This window comes from Variovorax pasteuri (genome assembly GCF_051216435.1).
GTDB lineage: Bacteria > Pseudomonadota > Gammaproteobacteria > Burkholderiales > Burkholderiaceae_C > Variovorax.
In genome coordinates, this window is the sequence record NZ_JBPJZS010000002.1 from 457,556 (window position 1) to 471,846 (window position 14,291).

A 14,291-nucleotide genomic window follows, 5' to 3' on the forward strand; every position below is an offset into this window, starting at 1 on the left:
AGCGCAAAATAAGCATCTTTCTTTTGGCTCTTTGGACGAGATTCATGAAAATCAATCGGCAAATCCCCGTCGATGGCGAAGGATCTTTCGACAAGACCGACCTGGCGATCCTGCGCGTGCTGCTGCTCGACTCGCGCAAGACGCTGCAGGACATCGGCAACGAGGTGGGTCTGTCGCCCACCAGCTGCTGGACGCGCATCAAGAAACTCGAGGCCACGGGGGTCATCAAGCGCTACACGGTGGACATCGACCCGGCCAAGCTCGGCTACCACGACTCGGTGATCGTGCAGGTCACGCTGGAGAGCCACACCGACGAAACCCTGTACGACTTCGGCCGCACGCTGGCCACCATTCCAGAGATCCAGGAGGCCTACCTGGTGTCGGGCGACTACGACTACTACATTCGCATCGCCGTGCGCGACACGCGCGACTACGAACGGCTGCTGCGCGAAAAGCTCTACAAGATCCCCGGCATCCGGCACAGCAAGTCGCACTTCGTGCTGCGCGTGCTGAAGGAGGCCAGCGTGCCCATCATTTGACGGGAAGGTGGTGCGAACGCGCGGGCCGCGGAATCAGAGCCTGATCAGCTCCACCCGCCGGTTCTTCGCGCGCCCCGCCTCGTTGTCGTTGGGCGCCACAGGCTCCGACGCACCCGCACCGCGCGTGGTGAAGCGGCGCGGGTCCACACCCGCCTTCACCAGCACCGCAATCACCGCCAGCGCACGGCGCTTGGACAGGTCGTCGTTGTGCTTCGCCTCGCCCTGCGCATCGGTGTGGCCCACCACCGACAGCTTGAGCGGCGGGTTGCCGCGCATCAGCTTGGTCATCTCGTCGAGCGTGGGTTGCGACTCGGGCTTGATGACGTCCTTGTCCAGGTCGAACAGGATGCCGTAGAGATTGATGCGCCCCGTCTCGGCCAGGCTCTTCTGCATGGCCGTGGCGTCGACGAACACGATCTTGTTGTCTTCCATCGCCTTGGCTTCCACCACCCGCACGAAGGCGTGGTTGCCGACGTCGGCGTTGTGCTCGGCCAGCGCGATGCTGGCGTACACGGTGCCGGTGGGCCCCGCCTTCTTCGCGAGCAGGTAGCGCCCGCTCACACCGAAGTAGTTGCGCGCGTAGTCGCCACGGCTGCCCAGGCGCGGCCATTCGGGGTTGTCGAAGGCCAGCGCAAAGTCGTAGGGCGTGTTGGTGTCCACGCTGTTGGGGCGCGGCTTGTAGCAGGAGGCGTTGGCCGTGCCGCAGCTGAACAGCACCTCGAAGCCCTTGGCCTTCAGGCTGGACTCGTAGTTGCGCTGTACCTCGAGCAGCGAGCGCTCCTTGGGCAGCTTGTAGAGGTAGAGCGTGACCTTGCCTTCGACCTGCAGCAGGTCGGGCTTGCCACCGGCCCAGTTCTGGAAAGGCTCCTTGATGAGGCCGACCTCGTCGTAGGCGGCGGCCTTGTAGCCGTCGAGCACCGCGCCCTCATACCGGCCGACCAGGGGGTGGTCCTTGGCGGGCTCGGCCGCGAGTGCACCCCAGCAGAGCAAGGCTGTGGCGGCGAAGAAGGCGAGCTTTTTCATCGGAGACGTCGGAGAGAGCGGCAACGTGTCGGATGCTAGGGCGGCCATCGGCTGTTGGGCATTCGACGGATGGTCTATGCCGTACCGGTTGCTCGCGCCTTGAACTGCGCGCGGGCTCCATGGCGACATTGGGAAACCATTGAATCGCGCGATCTGAGACTTACTAGCGCATTCAGTTGCCCCGCCTGCGATTTGCCTCTTTAAAGTGGATGCCCCTGTCACTCAAAGCCCCACCTAGCGGGCGAGGAAGGCGTCACACACAAGACTTCGGATGAATGAGCCGCTGGCTTCGCGGCGGGCCTTCGGTGCGGCACGCATCGGGGCGAATGCGAGGCAAAGAAGAAAGAAGGCGACGGCCGGGGCGTATCAGCACCCCGACCGTCTGACCACCTGAAGTGCATCACCTTGGAAATAAGGCACAACAAATGGCTAAACGAATTATGGCCCGGCGTGGCACGCCGGCATCTCCCGCAGCAACCACCACCACCGCGGGCACCAGCGGCCCCAGCGCTGCGGACCTCCTCGAAAACAAGCTGGAGCAGTTGAGATCGCTGCTGTGGTGCTGCCGCGGCGAGGGGATCGAATGGACGGCCGGCGACGGGCCGACGCATCTGGAGAACATGCTCTGGATCGCGACGGATCTTGTGCGCGAGGCGAGGGAGTTGTTTCAGCAGTGCGCGGGCGAGTGGGAGCCGGAGGGCTGATGAGGGCTGGCCCAGGCTGACGGCGGCATGAGCGGCAGGGTCGGTGCATGGGCCAAGTCGCCAAGAGCAGCGATGCGTGCGGTGCCTCGCATCGCTGAACTCGAGCGGCGCATCTGCCGCTCGGATACGTCGCGGTCAACGATGGCTTTGCAACGAGAGCGTGCTGTCGTTGGCCGAGGCTAGATTTCCGGGTTCGGCCAGAAGCTGCCGCTCGACCGCGCGGTCCAGTTCGCTCAGAAGCAGACAGTCGGTGCGCTTGCACATCATCCATTTCACTGAAATAAGACATGCCCGATCGTGACGATACATGGCCCTTCGAGGACGCGCCGAACCTCGCTTGCTTCACCGTGAGGTCCATCATGAATGGGACTGCGCCAATCCTCTACGTCTCCCACGACGATGACGATGGCGCTTGGCAGATGCTCACGAGCGACGCCGCCGATATGTCCCAAGCGATGATCGTGGCGCTTGTGCAGTTGATAGAGCGCGACCGCACGCTGATTGAACTGGCGGACATGCCACTCGGGTGGTCTGCTTCGCGTGAGGATGCGAACTCGCCATGGATACGCCGAGCTAAGTCAGAATCAGCGGTCGACTGAAGCAACGGCATTCGGCCAGGACCGGTCACTCGCTGCTGCGGCAAGATATGTAGGAAGCTGATCAGCGACACAATCGAAAATCGATGAAAACAGAGTCGATAGCTGCTCCGCCACTCCAGTCAGAGAAGGACTTCCGAGCATTCCTGCGGAAGCAAGGACTGCTGCTCAAGTCCATGAAGTTATGCGACGCATGGCCTGCGCTACTGGAATTTCACCGCGAGTCGGTTGATAAATATTCGGTTCTGACCCCGGAAGGCGAAGGGGTCACATTCGATGCGCATCTTGGGACGGCAGACAGGGGCGTTCGATTTGAAGTCGCGATCAATCGTCTTTTTCGCCTCCTTCCAGAAGATGCGTCGGCAGGCCGGTGGCCCGCTGTACGACTGTCTCTTCGCTTGCAGTACACGCTGGACATGATGGGAATCCAATATTTGAATCGACACCAAGCCTATGGAGTCGGTCAGGCGTTTGTTAGTTGGTCTGATACCTCACTCAATGAGTTCGTGCAACAGGTGGAAGCGAGTGACGCATTCGTGACCTTTCGTCAGGCCGCACCGATCGAAGTCCGCCTTTCGGCTGATCCTTGTAGCTACTCTCGACTGGAACCCAAGCCCGACCCGACGCGAGGCCTTTGGTGGGGTGTTTTCGGAACTTGAGGACGGTATCCTCTGCCGTGAAAAATATGATCACCGTGAGGCTGCCTTCCATTTCGGTTATCGGCCAATACCGGGCATTCCCAGAGCGCTTTTCAATAGGATGGACGTGTGAAACATAGACTTTGTTTCTTTCTGTTGTTAGCGGTGTTGTCTGACCAGTCGCTTAGCCAGCCGAACCCGGCGCCGCCGCCTCCAGACGCGAGTCGTATGCTTTTCCATGGCAAATGGGCTGGCGACGCCAAGTTCGAGGAGCAAGCGTGGGCTCTTTCAGCAGACCAACGTCAGAAGGTTCTTGACCTTATGACGAGGCCGGCTCGTTTGCTGGAACACAAGCAGGAATGGTGTAAGACCCAGTACTGGGTCCTTCAAGGCATCGCCGATCCGAGCGAGGGCACAGAAGCCAAAAGGCGCCAGCTGTCTTTGAAACGCGCGGATTACGTAGCAGCTCTGTTGGTTGCCCACGGGGCAGCTCGCTCCGACATATGCGTATTAGCACGGCGGACTGACGTTCCTGTTCTCCCTGCCGGTCAAGTACATCGAAGGGTCGAAATCGAATTTGTGTGTGGCAAGCCGGCAGTACCGTTTGCTGGCACCTGTTGACGAATGTCCGCCTTGCCGAAATCCAAGAAGCCGCCATGGGCCCGTTCACGACGGCGGCGTGACGGGCTAAAGTCGGCCATTACCAGCCATTCGTTGGCGGGCTCCACCAAACATGCTCTGGCGAGCTTCCATATTTTTAGGGCGCTCCAATGCGAGTTCTGATTCGACCCAAAGCAAACCTGCGTGCGGGCCTCCTTTTCGGGGCGATTGTGATCTGGCCACTGATCGCAAACTCCACATCGGATCATATGGTTTGGGCCGAAGAAGTGCGATTTGCAATTGGTGCTGCTTCGCTACCAGCCGAAGAGCGCACCAAACTTCTTTCTAAATTGAGCGAGGCACAAGCCAAATCTGCGTGTCTCGACTATGTGATTGCTGAGGGCTCTGCCGTCGAAGGTCTCGAGGGTGCGCGCAACCCCGCGCGTCGCCTTGCCATGAGGCGTGCTCAGTATGTTGCTGACATAGTGCAGAGGACGGGGATTCCGTCAGCCCGCGTTCTTCCACGCATTCCTGAGGCGGATTTAACGGGGTGCAGCAAAGATTCGGGAGCTTGCGTTTTGATTGAGATTCAAGGGAGAAGACCTGGCTCAACGTGCCAGAAGTTCTGAGCACCCGACTACTTTTCACTCGCCGCCGTACATGTGGCAGGTCGCCCTACCGCAAGGACTTGAACAGATGTGGACGCGAAGAGCGAGCCATCGCTCATGACTGAAGCGGCTTTTCACTGTACTTTCTCACGTCCCCTTTCGGGAGAGGCGGATCTCCGCAAACGGCCCGTTCGCGACGGAAACTCGACCGGCTACGGTCGGCCAAGAGAGGTCTCTTGGCGGAAGTGCAAATAGCAGCCTAACTCGCCGAACCAAGTCAGCTTGAGTCTTTCGCTATGGGCGAGGTCGGTCTCGAACTACCTTGTCGCAACTGTTTATGTTGAAAGATCCAAGCGATGCGATTTCTACGCGACGGTTTTTGGCCCTCCCATCTGCGTCCGGTTCAACTGCAACAGGTAGGTCAGCTCCGGATGACTTGATGTGAATCCTTGCATCCTCAGAGCCGAACTGGATCAATGCGGTTTTGACTGCTTCAGCTCGTCTCTGAGCGAGCTGCCTGGGTGTGCGCTCTGCCTTAGAGGCGTGACCGTAAAGGAAAATTGGGCGTCCATCGGCGGTTGTGGCGCAGGAAACCGCCCTTAGGATCTCTAAGTGCTCTCGCTTAAGAGCATCTTCATCCTTGCCAAAGTACAGGGTTTGGTCGAGATAAACAGGAGAGAGCGACCATCCAGTTATGGGCAGTGAAAGTAAAAGCATGGTCGATGCACGGCGCAGCTTCATGTACCAGACTGAATGGCTGGACTTTTTCATATACCTTTCCCAGTCGAAATCGCCGGTCGAGCGGCCATCTTATAGGCAGCAAACTGGCGTCTTCCATCGTTTCTTACGACGACGTCGGGCAAGAGCCGTTGAAGCTCCCGAGCGACCGCTTTGAGCTAACCCAACCAGCCGCTTCGGGCCCGAATGAGACAGTCACCCGACGCACCCTCAAGACTGCAACCAGTCTGAAGCCGACTCCAATTCCATGATCCTCACATCGCCTCCTTGCCCACGGTGGCGGCAAGCGCAGCGCTCAAGGATTTGCTCCACCGGAACACCTCCACCGCCCTCACAGACTCCCCGCAATCCACTCCCGCAGCCACCGATGCCCCGAGTCCCGATGCCGTCGCTCATGCCACAGCATCGCCATTTCGTACCCTGGCACCTCCAGCGGTGCCTCCACCACCCTGAGTCCCGGCGCGCCGCGCGCCAGCCGCTCCGGCAGCATCGCCACCATGTCTGTCTGCGCCAGCACCGACATCATGAAAAGAAAGTGCGGCACCGACAGCGCCACGCGACGGCTCAGGCCTTGTTCAGCCAGCGCATCGTCGGTCGGCCCGGCAAAACCGCCGCCGCCGGGCGACACCACCACATGCTCCAGCGCGCAGAACTGCGCGAGCGTCGGGCGCCGCTTCAGGCGCGGGTGCCCTGCCCGCCCTGCAAGCACATAGCGCTCGTGGAACAACACCCGCCGGTGCAGGCCGGGCGGTGCGCCCACGCTGGTGTGAAAGAACAGGTCGATCTCCCCTTGCTCCAGCTGCCGCGCCATGCGTGACGGTACGGCCTCCACCACGGCCAGCCGCGTGCGGGGCGCCGCGGCGCGCAACCCGGCCAGTGCCGGCAGCAGGATGGCCGACTCGGCATAGTCGGCGGCGGCCACGCGCCAGGTGGTGGTGGCTTCGGCGGGGTCGAAGGGCTTCGTTGGCGCCACCGCGCAGCCCAGCGATTCGAGCGCTTCGCGCAGCGGCTCCCGCAGCTCGTCAGCGCGCGCCGTGGGTCGCATGCCGCGTTGCGCGGGCACCAGCAGCGGGTCGTCGAACACCTCGCGCAGCCTGGCAAGCTGCACGCTCACCGAAGGCTGCGACAGGTTCAGGCGCTCGGCGGCGCGTGTCACGTTGCGCTCGGCCAGCAGGGTGTCGAGCGTGACGAGCAGGTTCAGGTCGAGGCGGCTGAAATTGTTCATGGCAATACCTGGAATTCAAACTATTCATTTCCAATATAGCGCTACGCTGCCTAACCTGAGGGCTCATTCATTCGAAAGCCTCAGACACCGTGAACATCCTGCTCGTTCTTGCCCACCCCGAAGCCGCCTCGCTCAACGGCTCGCTCCACCGCTTCACGGCCGAGCGCCTCGCCGCCGCGGGCCATGCCGTGCGCGTGTCCGACCTGTACGCCATGCGCTGGAAGCCCGCGCTCGACGCCGACGACTTTCCCGCGCGCGACAGCGCCGCGCGCTTCGACCCCTCGCTGGAGTCGCTGCGCGCCTTCGAAACCGGAACCCAGGCAGCCGACATCGCCGCCGAGCAGCAGAAGCTGCTGTGGGCCGACGCGGTGATCCTGCAGTTTCCGCTGTGGTGGTATTCGATGCCCGCCATCCTCAAGGGCTGGGTCGAGCGCATCTATGCCTATGGCTTCGCCTACGGCGTGGGCGAGCACTCCGACACGCACTGGGGCGACCGCTTCGGCGAAGGCACCCTGGCCGGCAAGCGCGCGATGCTGGTGGTGACGGCGGGCGGCTGGGAGTCGCACTACGCGCCGCGCGGCATCAACGGGCCGATGGACGACCTGCTGTTTCCGATCCAGCACGGCATCCTCTACTACCCGGGCTTCGACGTGCTGCCGCCGTATCTGGTGTATCGCACGCACAAGGTCGACGCGGCGGCCTACGCGCGCATCACCGAAGAACTGGGCCAGCGGCTCGACACGCTGTTCACGGCCGAGCCGATTCCGTTCCGCCCGCAGAACGCCGGCGACTACGACATTCCCGCCCTCACCCTGCGGCCCGACATTGCACCGGGCCAGGAAGGGTTCGCGGTGCACAGCGCACCGCGTGCGGACTAGTCAAGGCAGCACCGGGTTGGAGACTGCGTTCGCGATGGCTGCATCGGCATCGACGCGCAGCATGAAGCGCCTGGCCACCAGGTCATTGGCGGCGGCGGTGACAGCCGCGACGTAGCCCGCCTGGTCCACGTAGCGTTCCTGCAGCGACAGGCGCGGATCGCCCGCACGCAGCGCCGGGGTCTTGGCGAACGCGAAGTACGAGCCGAACAACCCCGCCTGGTCGATGCGCCCGGGCACGTTGGTGGTGTTCCACCCGGTGTTGGTGCCCAGCGGCACGGCCACGTCCACGCTTCGGATGCCTGCGACGTCGTTGCCGTCCGCGTCCACCTGCGGCACCAGGATCGCGTAGTCGCGCCCCAGCCTGGCCGGTGGCACCTGTGTGGCGATGCCGCTCTCGTCCTGCGGGCGGTAGTTGGGACCCCAGTCGAGCAGCGAATAGGTGTTGACCAGCCCGGTGTAGCTCGCGCCCGGAATGGCCGGAAACCTGACCTGCTGCGGTCGCACCAGCGTCGCATCGGCCAGCCTGGGCACCTGGCTGTCGGGCGGCGTGGTGCCGTTGACGACCCAGTCGTCGAGGTCCTGGTACAGCGCACGCACCACCGGAATCACGCCCGTGTTCGCATTGGTGGCATACAGCGCACCGGCGCCTGCACCCGGCAGCGACGCCAGGCCCAGCAGGTGATGCGAGCTCGCGTAGTAGTAGATGCGCGCGTTGCCGGGCTGCACCAGGTCGGCGCTGCCCCACGCATCGGTCAGCAGCGGCGAACCCTGCAGGGTCCAGAACTCGGTACCGCTGAAGCCGATGAAGAGCTTGGGGCAGGTGCCACTCGCCTCACAGCGCGACAGAATGCCGCCTCGGCGCTGCGCCACGTCGTCCACGTAGTCCTTCGACAGGCCGCGCGCACCGGCCTGGCCGAAGGCGGTGTGGTCGGCGCGCACGCCGCCGCCGCCGCCCGGCACCGAGAAGCGCATGTTGATGTTGGTCTGCCGCGCCGCAATCTGCGCGAACACGCCGTCGAACACCTTGCCGCCCGCGCTGTCCTCGTTGAAGCCGAGGTGCACGAAGGTCTTCATGAAGTTGCCGCACTGCGAAACGCCCGAGGCAATGGTGTTCCTGATGGCGGCGGCCACCGGGTTGGCGGTGCCCGCCGCGTCGCTCGCGCTGCGATGGAAGAAGCCGATCATGTCGCGCAGCGCGGCCAGGCCCAGGCCCATGACCTTCGGGTCCTTCGCGACGTAGACCAGCTCGTACAGGTACGCCGGATCCCACTTGTCCTTCAGGCACACGTTCGTCTCGTCGGGCGTGCCGGGGAACGGCGTGGCAGCACCGCACTTCGCGAACTTCCATTCGCTCGCGGGAATGAGCTGGCGCGCATCGCCTTCGTTGACGCGGCGCGTGAGCACGTAGCCGGGCTGCGTGTTGTCCAGGCTTGCCGTGGCATAGGCCTGCATGGCCGCGTTGAACGGGCCGCCGGGCAGCGGCAGCGAATCGTTGGTGGCCGTGGTCGGCAGCAGTTCGGCACGGTAGGTGCCGGTGATCGAACTGCCGTCGGCATTCTTCGCGACCGGCACCTTCAGCGTGAGCTTGCCCGGCGCGGCCGGCACGTCGCCCTGCCATGCGGCAGTGAGGAACACATGGCCGCGCGAGGCGAAGTACGGGTCGAGGTTGACGATGTTGCCGCGGTTCGGCGCGTCGTAGCGCAGCACGCCGCTGGCCTTGCGCATGTCCTTGGGCTTGAAGAGCACGAAGTCCGACGCGTACTCGACCTTGCCGTTGGCGTTGAGCGGCGCGAGTTGCAGGTCCTGGATGATGGCGTTGCGCGGGTCCTTCGGGTCGACCTCGCCGGTGAAGGTGCCGCTGATCTTCTCGTAGGCGCCCACGCTGCCGAAGGTGCCGGGCACGTCTTCGGTGGCGGTGATGGCGAGCTTGTACCTGGGGGCGGCCGCAGCCACGGGTGGCGTGGCCGCGGGCGATGTGGTGGTGGCGGCCGGGGGCGGCAACAAACCGCCCCCTCCTCCACCGCTGCCGCCGCATGCACTCAGAAAAAGGGCGGCCGAAGCCACCGTGGCAGCCAAAGGGCTCCAGCGTTTCATGGTTTGTCTCCTGTTGTATGTCTTGTGTCGTCGCGGCGCCGATGCGCGTTGCGGCGTGCCTGCTACTCGGCTTCGATGCCCGCAGCCTTCACGATCCGGCCCCACTTCTGCGACTCGGCGGTCTGGAACTTGCCCAGCTCCTCCGGCGAGGTCGTGAACACCTCGGTACCGGTCGGCTCGTAGAAGGCGGTCTTCGCGGCGTCGCTCTTCGCGGCCTTCACCAGCAGTTCGTTCAGGCGCTTGACCACGGCGGGCGGGGTCTTCGCGGGCGCGTAAGCCGCGAACCAATAGCCCATCTCGTAGCCCTTCACGCCGGCCTCGGAAATGGTGGGCACGTCGGGCGCCAGCGGCGAACGCGCGGCGCTGGAAATGCCCAGCGCGCGCAGCTTGCCCGCCTTCACCTGCGGCAGGCCGGTGGCCGTGTCGGTGATCATCATGTTGATCTGGCTGCCCAGCAGGTCGGTCACGGCCAGCGTGTTGCTCTTGTAGGGCACGTGCAGCAGCTTGATGCCGGCCATCTGCTGCAGCAACTCGCCCGCCATGCGGCTGGACGAACTGCCGCTGCCGAAGCTGTACTTGCCCGGGTCCTTCTTCGCGAGCGCGATGAACTCCGCCACGCTCTTCGCGGGAAATGTAGGGTTCACCACCATGATCTGCCCGCCCTTGCCCAGCGCGGCGACGGGCGAAAAGTCTTTCACCGGGTCGTAGGGCAGCTTCTTGAACAGGTGCTCGTTGGCCGCGTGCGTGGTGTTGGTGGTGATGAGCACGGTGTAGCCGTCGGCGGGCGCCTTGGCCACGGCCTGCGAGGCGATGAAGCCGCTGGCGCCGGCCTTGTTGTCGATGATGACGGCCTGCTTCGTCTCGGTGGCGATCTGGTTGCCGAGCGCGCGCGCGATCTGGTCGGTGGCGGTGCCGGCCGCAAAGGGCACGACGAAGGTGATGGCCTTTTCGGGGAAGGCCTGCGCGTGGCCGAGCAAGGGCACCATGGCAAGGGCGACGGTCAGCGCGGCAAGAGGAAATCGTTTCATTGTTTTGTCTCCGGATGGAATGGGTGAGTGGAATAAAAAGGAACGTGTGTCGCTAAGGCCCGGCCAGCAAAGGCACGAGCGCGCGCGGCACGCGAACGGGCATGTCGAGCAGCAGGAAGGACAGCGCCTTGCCGTGCGCATCGAGGTTCAGCGCATCGTTCACGCCGCCGTCGAGCACGGCGTCGAGCACGAAGTTCATCGCGTGCAGTTTCGGCAGCACGAAGCGCTGCACCTGCGAGGGCGCGCGGTGGCGAAACTGCGCGGCCACGCGCTCGGGCGTGAGCTGCGAAACCAGCAGGTCGAACAGGTCCGCATGCCAGGCGATGACGCTGATGTTCGAGCGGTCGCCCTTGTCGCCCGTGCGGCCATGGGCGGCGCGGTACAGAGGCACTTCGACCGTGTCTTGCTCAGGGGTGTTCATGCGAGCGCCTCCGCGTCCAGCAATTCGAAGCGAACCGGAATGGCGTCGCGCGGCAGCAGGCACGACAGCGTGTTGAGCCGCGGCGTGAGCGCGGTGCGCACGCCGCCGCCACCCGCGGGGCCGCAGGTGTAGAGCGCCATGACTTCGCGCGCCAGGCGCTCGGCCTGCGCGCGATCGGTGTGCGTGGCGGCCACGCGCAGGCGCACGTCGCGCAGGCCGGCGTCGGGCGTGTCGGCCAGCGCGCGGCCGGCGTCGTCGCCCAGGATGCTCAGCGCGCCGATCAGGTCCACGCGCAAGGCGAGCCCAGGCAGGCGCTTCTTCAGCACGTCGGCCGCGAGCCGCGCACGCGCTTCGGCGCGCGGGCCTGCGTAAGAGATTTCGCCCTCGGCCAGCCAGCCGCCTTCGTGGCAGACGTTGACCTTGTAGCGGCCGGGCCGTTCATGGCCGCGCACACCGGAAAGCTCGACGCGGTCGGCGCCCGGCAGCGCGCGCACTTCGGCATCGGCAATGTCGGCCACCACGTCGGGCGTCAGGTAGGCGGCGGGGTCGTGCACTTCGTAGAGCAGTTGCTCCTTCACGGTCGCTTCGCTCACGAGGCCCCCGGTGGCGTCGGCCTTGCCGATGGTGCAGCGGCCCTCGGCGTCGATCTCGGCGATGGGGAAGCCCACGTTTTCAAGCCCCGGCACGTCCTTGTAGCCGGGGTCGGCAAAGTAGCCGCCGCACACCTGCGCGCCGCATTCGAGCAGGTGGCCGGCCATGGTGGCGCGGCCCAGGCGGTCCCAGTCGTCGGCGCGCCAGCCGAAGTGCGACATGGCCGGCCCGACGGTGAGCGAAGGGTCGGCCACGCGGCCGCACACCACGATCTGCGCGCCCGCGTCGAGCGCAGCGGCAATCGGCTCGGCGCCGATGTAGGCGTTGGCACTGACCACGCGCAGCCCCTGCATCTGCGCGCCGAGCGCTTCGTTCAGCAGCGCGCGGTGCTCGGGGCCCGACAGGTCGTCGCCCTCGACCACCGCGATGCGTGGCGCGCTCGCACCGAGCTCGCGCGCCATGCGGGCGATGTGCCGCGCAGCCGCGCGGGGGTTGGCGGCGCCGAAGTTGCTCACGATGCGGATGCCGTGCGCCAGGCAGCGCGCCAGCACGGGCCGCAGCATGTCGTCGAGCAGCGGCTCGTAGCCCGCGTCGGGGTTGGCGCGGCGGCGCAACTGGGCCAGCGCCAGCGTGCGCTCGGCCAGGGTTTCGAAGATCAGGAAGGCGCGCTGGCCTTCGGGGCCGCTGGCCAGCCGTGCGATCAGCGTATCGACCACGGGCCCCGCGGCGTCGGTGCGGTCGCCCGAGAAACCGGCGGCGCAGCCGATCAACAGCGTGGGCGTTTCTGTAGCGTTCATTGCCGTGCACTGTAGGCAGCGCCCCGTCATCCGTAAAATCGAAACTTCGGATCAATTGATCTGCTTTTCAAATGACTGCTCCATGCCCCTGAGAAAGACGCCTGACCTCTCCACGCGGCAGCTGCGCGCCTTTCTCGCGCTGGCCGAGCACCGCAACTTCACGCGCGCGGCGCAGACCAGCCACCTGTCGCAGCCGGCGTTCAGCGCGCTCATTCGCACGCTCGAAGACGCGGTGGGCACGCGCCTGTTCGACCGCGACACGCGCAGCGTGCAGCTCACGCCCGAAGGCCAGCTGTTCGAGGGCTCGGCGCGCCGGCTGCTCGACGACATGGGCAGCGCCATGAGCGACCTGGCCGACCACGTGGAGCGCCGCAAGGGCCGCGTGCGCGTGGCCGCCCTGCCCTCGCTCGCGGCGGGTTGGCTGCCGGCGGTGTTCGCGGAGTTCATGCAGGCGTGGCCCGGCATTCGCATCGACCTGGACGATGCGCTGTCCGACGCCTGCATTGCGCTGGTGCGCAGCGGCCAGGCCGACTTTGCGCTCGCGGCCTCGGGCGCCGGCGGCACGGCCGGCAGCGACCTGCGCGCGCGCAAGCTGTGCAGCGACCGCTTTCACCTGGTGTGCCGCGCCGACCATCCGCTGGCGCGGGAGGCGCGCCTCACGGTGAAGAAGATCGCGCCCTACCCCTTCATCCAGATGGCGCGCAACAGCAGCGTGCGGCAGGCGCTCGACGTGGCGCTGCACCCGCAGCGGCTGAACGCGGTGTTCGAGGTGGAGCACCTGGCCACCGTCATGGGCCTGGTCGAGGCGGGACTGGGAGTCAGCGTGGTGCCGGCCCTGACGCTGTTCCACTTCCAGCGCGAGACGCTGGTGACAAGGCCGCTGCCGGTGGCGGGCCTTACCCGCACGCTGTACCTGGTGCAGCGGCGCGAGGGCAGCCTGTCGGTGGCGGCGCAGACGCTGCACGACCTGATCGTGCAGCGCCTGGGGTCACTGAAGCTGGACTGAAGCGGGCAGCACCGGCGCCCTGCGTGCATCGAGCGAGTACACGTACTGGTCGTGAACGACGTCGCCGATCTTCTCGGCCTTGCTCAGCACCCCCTCGCGAACGAAGCCCAGGCGCTCGGCGAGCTTCTTGCTGCGTTCGTTGCCGGTGGCGCACTTGATGATGCAGTGGTGAACCAGGTCGGCATCGGAAAACGCGCGAATCATCGCCGCCACCGCCGTACTTGCCACGCCCTTTCCTCGCGCGGCGCTGCCTAGCCAGTAGCCGATGTCGCCGCTCTGGCTGGCATGGTGAACGACGTTGAAAGACACCACCCCCTGCAGCGCCTCGCCGCGCCAGACGCCGTAAGTGGCGCTCTTGCGGTCCTGCCGCGCGGCTTCGCTGGCTGCGCAGAACGCGTGCGTGTCCGCCTGCGTGCGCACAAAACGCGGCCAGTCGAGCGCGGCAAGCAGGCCCTCCTTGTTGAGCTCGATGAGCTGGTGCAGCGCCGGCACGTCTTCCACGCCGATGTGCCGCAGCGCAAGGCCGCCTGGGGCGGCCACGTGCAATGGAAATTCGTTCATTGGTACTCCCTGTCTTTTTTTGTGAACGCCGGTTGCCCGGCTGCGCGATGCTAGCGCCGCGCATTCGGGCGTGATCACGGGCAGGCCGATTCAGGCGCTGCCGAAGACAAGGAAGTCACAGAGCTGCCGCCAACCAGAACGTGGCGTCGTTCCGGCTGGCTCAGGTCACTGAGCCCATACCGGTTCAGGCCACGGCGTCGGGCACGCCGGGCACGCCGGGCACGCCGGACGTGCTTGCCACGCC

The 14,291-nt window shown here is 65.2% G+C and carries 14 protein-coding genes; 6 read left to right on the forward strand and 8 right to left on the reverse strand.

Going from position 1 to position 14,291, the window contains the following annotated elements; all coding sequences use genetic code 11:
- The first annotated feature begins 44 nt into the window (after nt 1-44).
- Entirely contained in the window at nt 45-539 is a 495-nt protein-coding gene (locus ACSFBM_RS09275) for an Lrp/AsnC family transcriptional regulator (protein WP_435484081.1), read from the forward strand.
- 33 nt (nt 540-572) lie between these two features.
- Here ACSFBM_RS09275 and ACSFBM_RS09280 read toward each other — a convergent pair whose 3' ends face one another.
- A complete protein-coding gene (locus ACSFBM_RS09280; protein ID WP_435484082.1) occupies nt 573-1,562 on the reverse strand; it encodes an OmpA family protein in 990 nt (329 codons plus the stop codon).
- Between the two features lie 425 nt (nt 1,563-1,987).
- On the opposite strand from ACSFBM_RS09280, the gene ACSFBM_RS09285 reads away from it, so the two are divergent.
- The 3 genes from ACSFBM_RS09285 (at nt 1,988) to ACSFBM_RS09295 (ending at nt 3,521) form a co-directional block, all read left to right on the forward strand.
- Nucleotides 1,988-2,266: a hypothetical protein gene (locus ACSFBM_RS09285; RefSeq protein WP_435484083.1), complete on the forward strand. Its 279-nt coding sequence runs from the start codon at nt 1,988-1,990 to the stop codon at nt 2,264-2,266.
- 287 nt (nt 2,267-2,553) lie between these two features.
- Nucleotides 2,554-2,865 (forward strand): hypothetical protein, encoded by a 312-nt coding sequence (locus tag ACSFBM_RS09290; RefSeq protein ID WP_435484084.1) that lies wholly within the window; start codon nt 2,554-2,556, stop codon nt 2,863-2,865.
- An 83-nt stretch (nt 2,866-2,948) separates the two neighbouring features.
- Complete coding sequence (locus ACSFBM_RS09295) at nt 2,949-3,521, forward strand: hypothetical protein (protein ID WP_435484085.1); 573 nt, start codon at nt 2,949-2,951, stop codon at nt 3,519-3,521.
- Between the two features lie 1,481 nt (nt 3,522-5,002).
- Here the strand turns inward: ACSFBM_RS09295 and ACSFBM_RS09300 are convergent.
- Together ACSFBM_RS09300 and ACSFBM_RS09305 are read right to left on the reverse strand one after the other, a co-directional pair.
- Complete coding sequence (locus ACSFBM_RS09300; protein WP_435484086.1) at nt 5,003-5,479, reverse strand: OmpA family protein; 477 nt, start codon at nt 5,477-5,479, stop codon at nt 5,003-5,005.
- 298 nt (nt 5,480-5,777) lie between these two features.
- Nucleotides 5,778-6,671, reverse strand: coding sequence for a LysR family transcriptional regulator (locus tag ACSFBM_RS09305; RefSeq protein WP_435484087.1), 894 nt, complete (start codon nt 6,669-6,671; stop codon nt 5,778-5,780).
- Between the two features lie 89 nt (nt 6,672-6,760).
- Here ACSFBM_RS09305 and ACSFBM_RS09310 point away from each other — a divergent pair, with 89 nt between their 5' ends.
- Nucleotides 6,761-7,549: an NAD(P)H-dependent oxidoreductase gene (locus ACSFBM_RS09310; RefSeq protein ID WP_435484088.1), complete on the forward strand. Its 789-nt coding sequence runs from the start codon at nt 6,761-6,763 to the stop codon at nt 7,547-7,549.
- Here the strand turns inward: ACSFBM_RS09310 and ACSFBM_RS09315 are convergent, their stop codons facing one another.
- The 4 genes from ACSFBM_RS09315 to ACSFBM_RS09330 form a co-directional block, all read right to left on the reverse strand.
- Complete coding sequence (locus ACSFBM_RS09315; protein WP_435484089.1) at nt 7,550-9,643, reverse strand: alpha/beta hydrolase domain-containing protein; 2,094 nt, start codon at nt 9,641-9,643, stop codon at nt 7,550-7,552.
- 62 nt (nt 9,644-9,705) lie between these two features.
- Nucleotides 9,706-10,671, reverse strand: a complete 966-nt coding sequence (locus ACSFBM_RS09320; protein ID WP_435484090.1) for a Bug family tripartite tricarboxylate transporter substrate binding protein — start codon at nt 10,669-10,671, stop codon at nt 9,706-9,708.
- A gap of 52 nt (nt 10,672-10,723) precedes the next feature.
- Nucleotides 10,724-11,092: an AtuA-related protein gene (locus ACSFBM_RS09325; RefSeq protein ID WP_435484091.1), complete on the reverse strand. Its 369-nt coding sequence runs from the start codon at nt 11,090-11,092 to the stop codon at nt 10,724-10,726.
- Entirely contained in the window at nt 11,089-12,480 is a 1,392-nt protein-coding gene (locus tag ACSFBM_RS09330) for an acyclic terpene utilization AtuA family protein (RefSeq protein WP_435484092.1), read from the reverse strand. Before ACSFBM_RS09330 ends, ACSFBM_RS09325 begins: the two co-directional genes overlap by 4 nt.
- An 88-nt stretch (nt 12,481-12,568) precedes the next feature.
- Here ACSFBM_RS09330 and ACSFBM_RS09335 point away from each other — a divergent pair, with 88 nt between their 5' ends.
- The gene (locus ACSFBM_RS09335; RefSeq protein ID WP_435484785.1) at nt 12,569-13,486 is read left to right on the forward strand and encodes a LysR family transcriptional regulator; all 918 of its coding nucleotides are present in this window, start codon (nt 12,569-12,571) and stop codon (nt 13,484-13,486) included.
- On the opposite strand, the gene ACSFBM_RS09340 is transcribed toward ACSFBM_RS09335, so the two are convergent.
- Nucleotides 13,469-14,047: a GNAT family N-acetyltransferase gene (locus ACSFBM_RS09340; RefSeq protein WP_435484093.1), complete on the reverse strand. Its 579-nt coding sequence runs from the start codon at nt 14,045-14,047 to the stop codon at nt 13,469-13,471. The genes ACSFBM_RS09335 and ACSFBM_RS09340 overlap by 18 nt on opposite strands.
- Nucleotides 14,048-14,291: the final 244 nt, after the last annotated feature.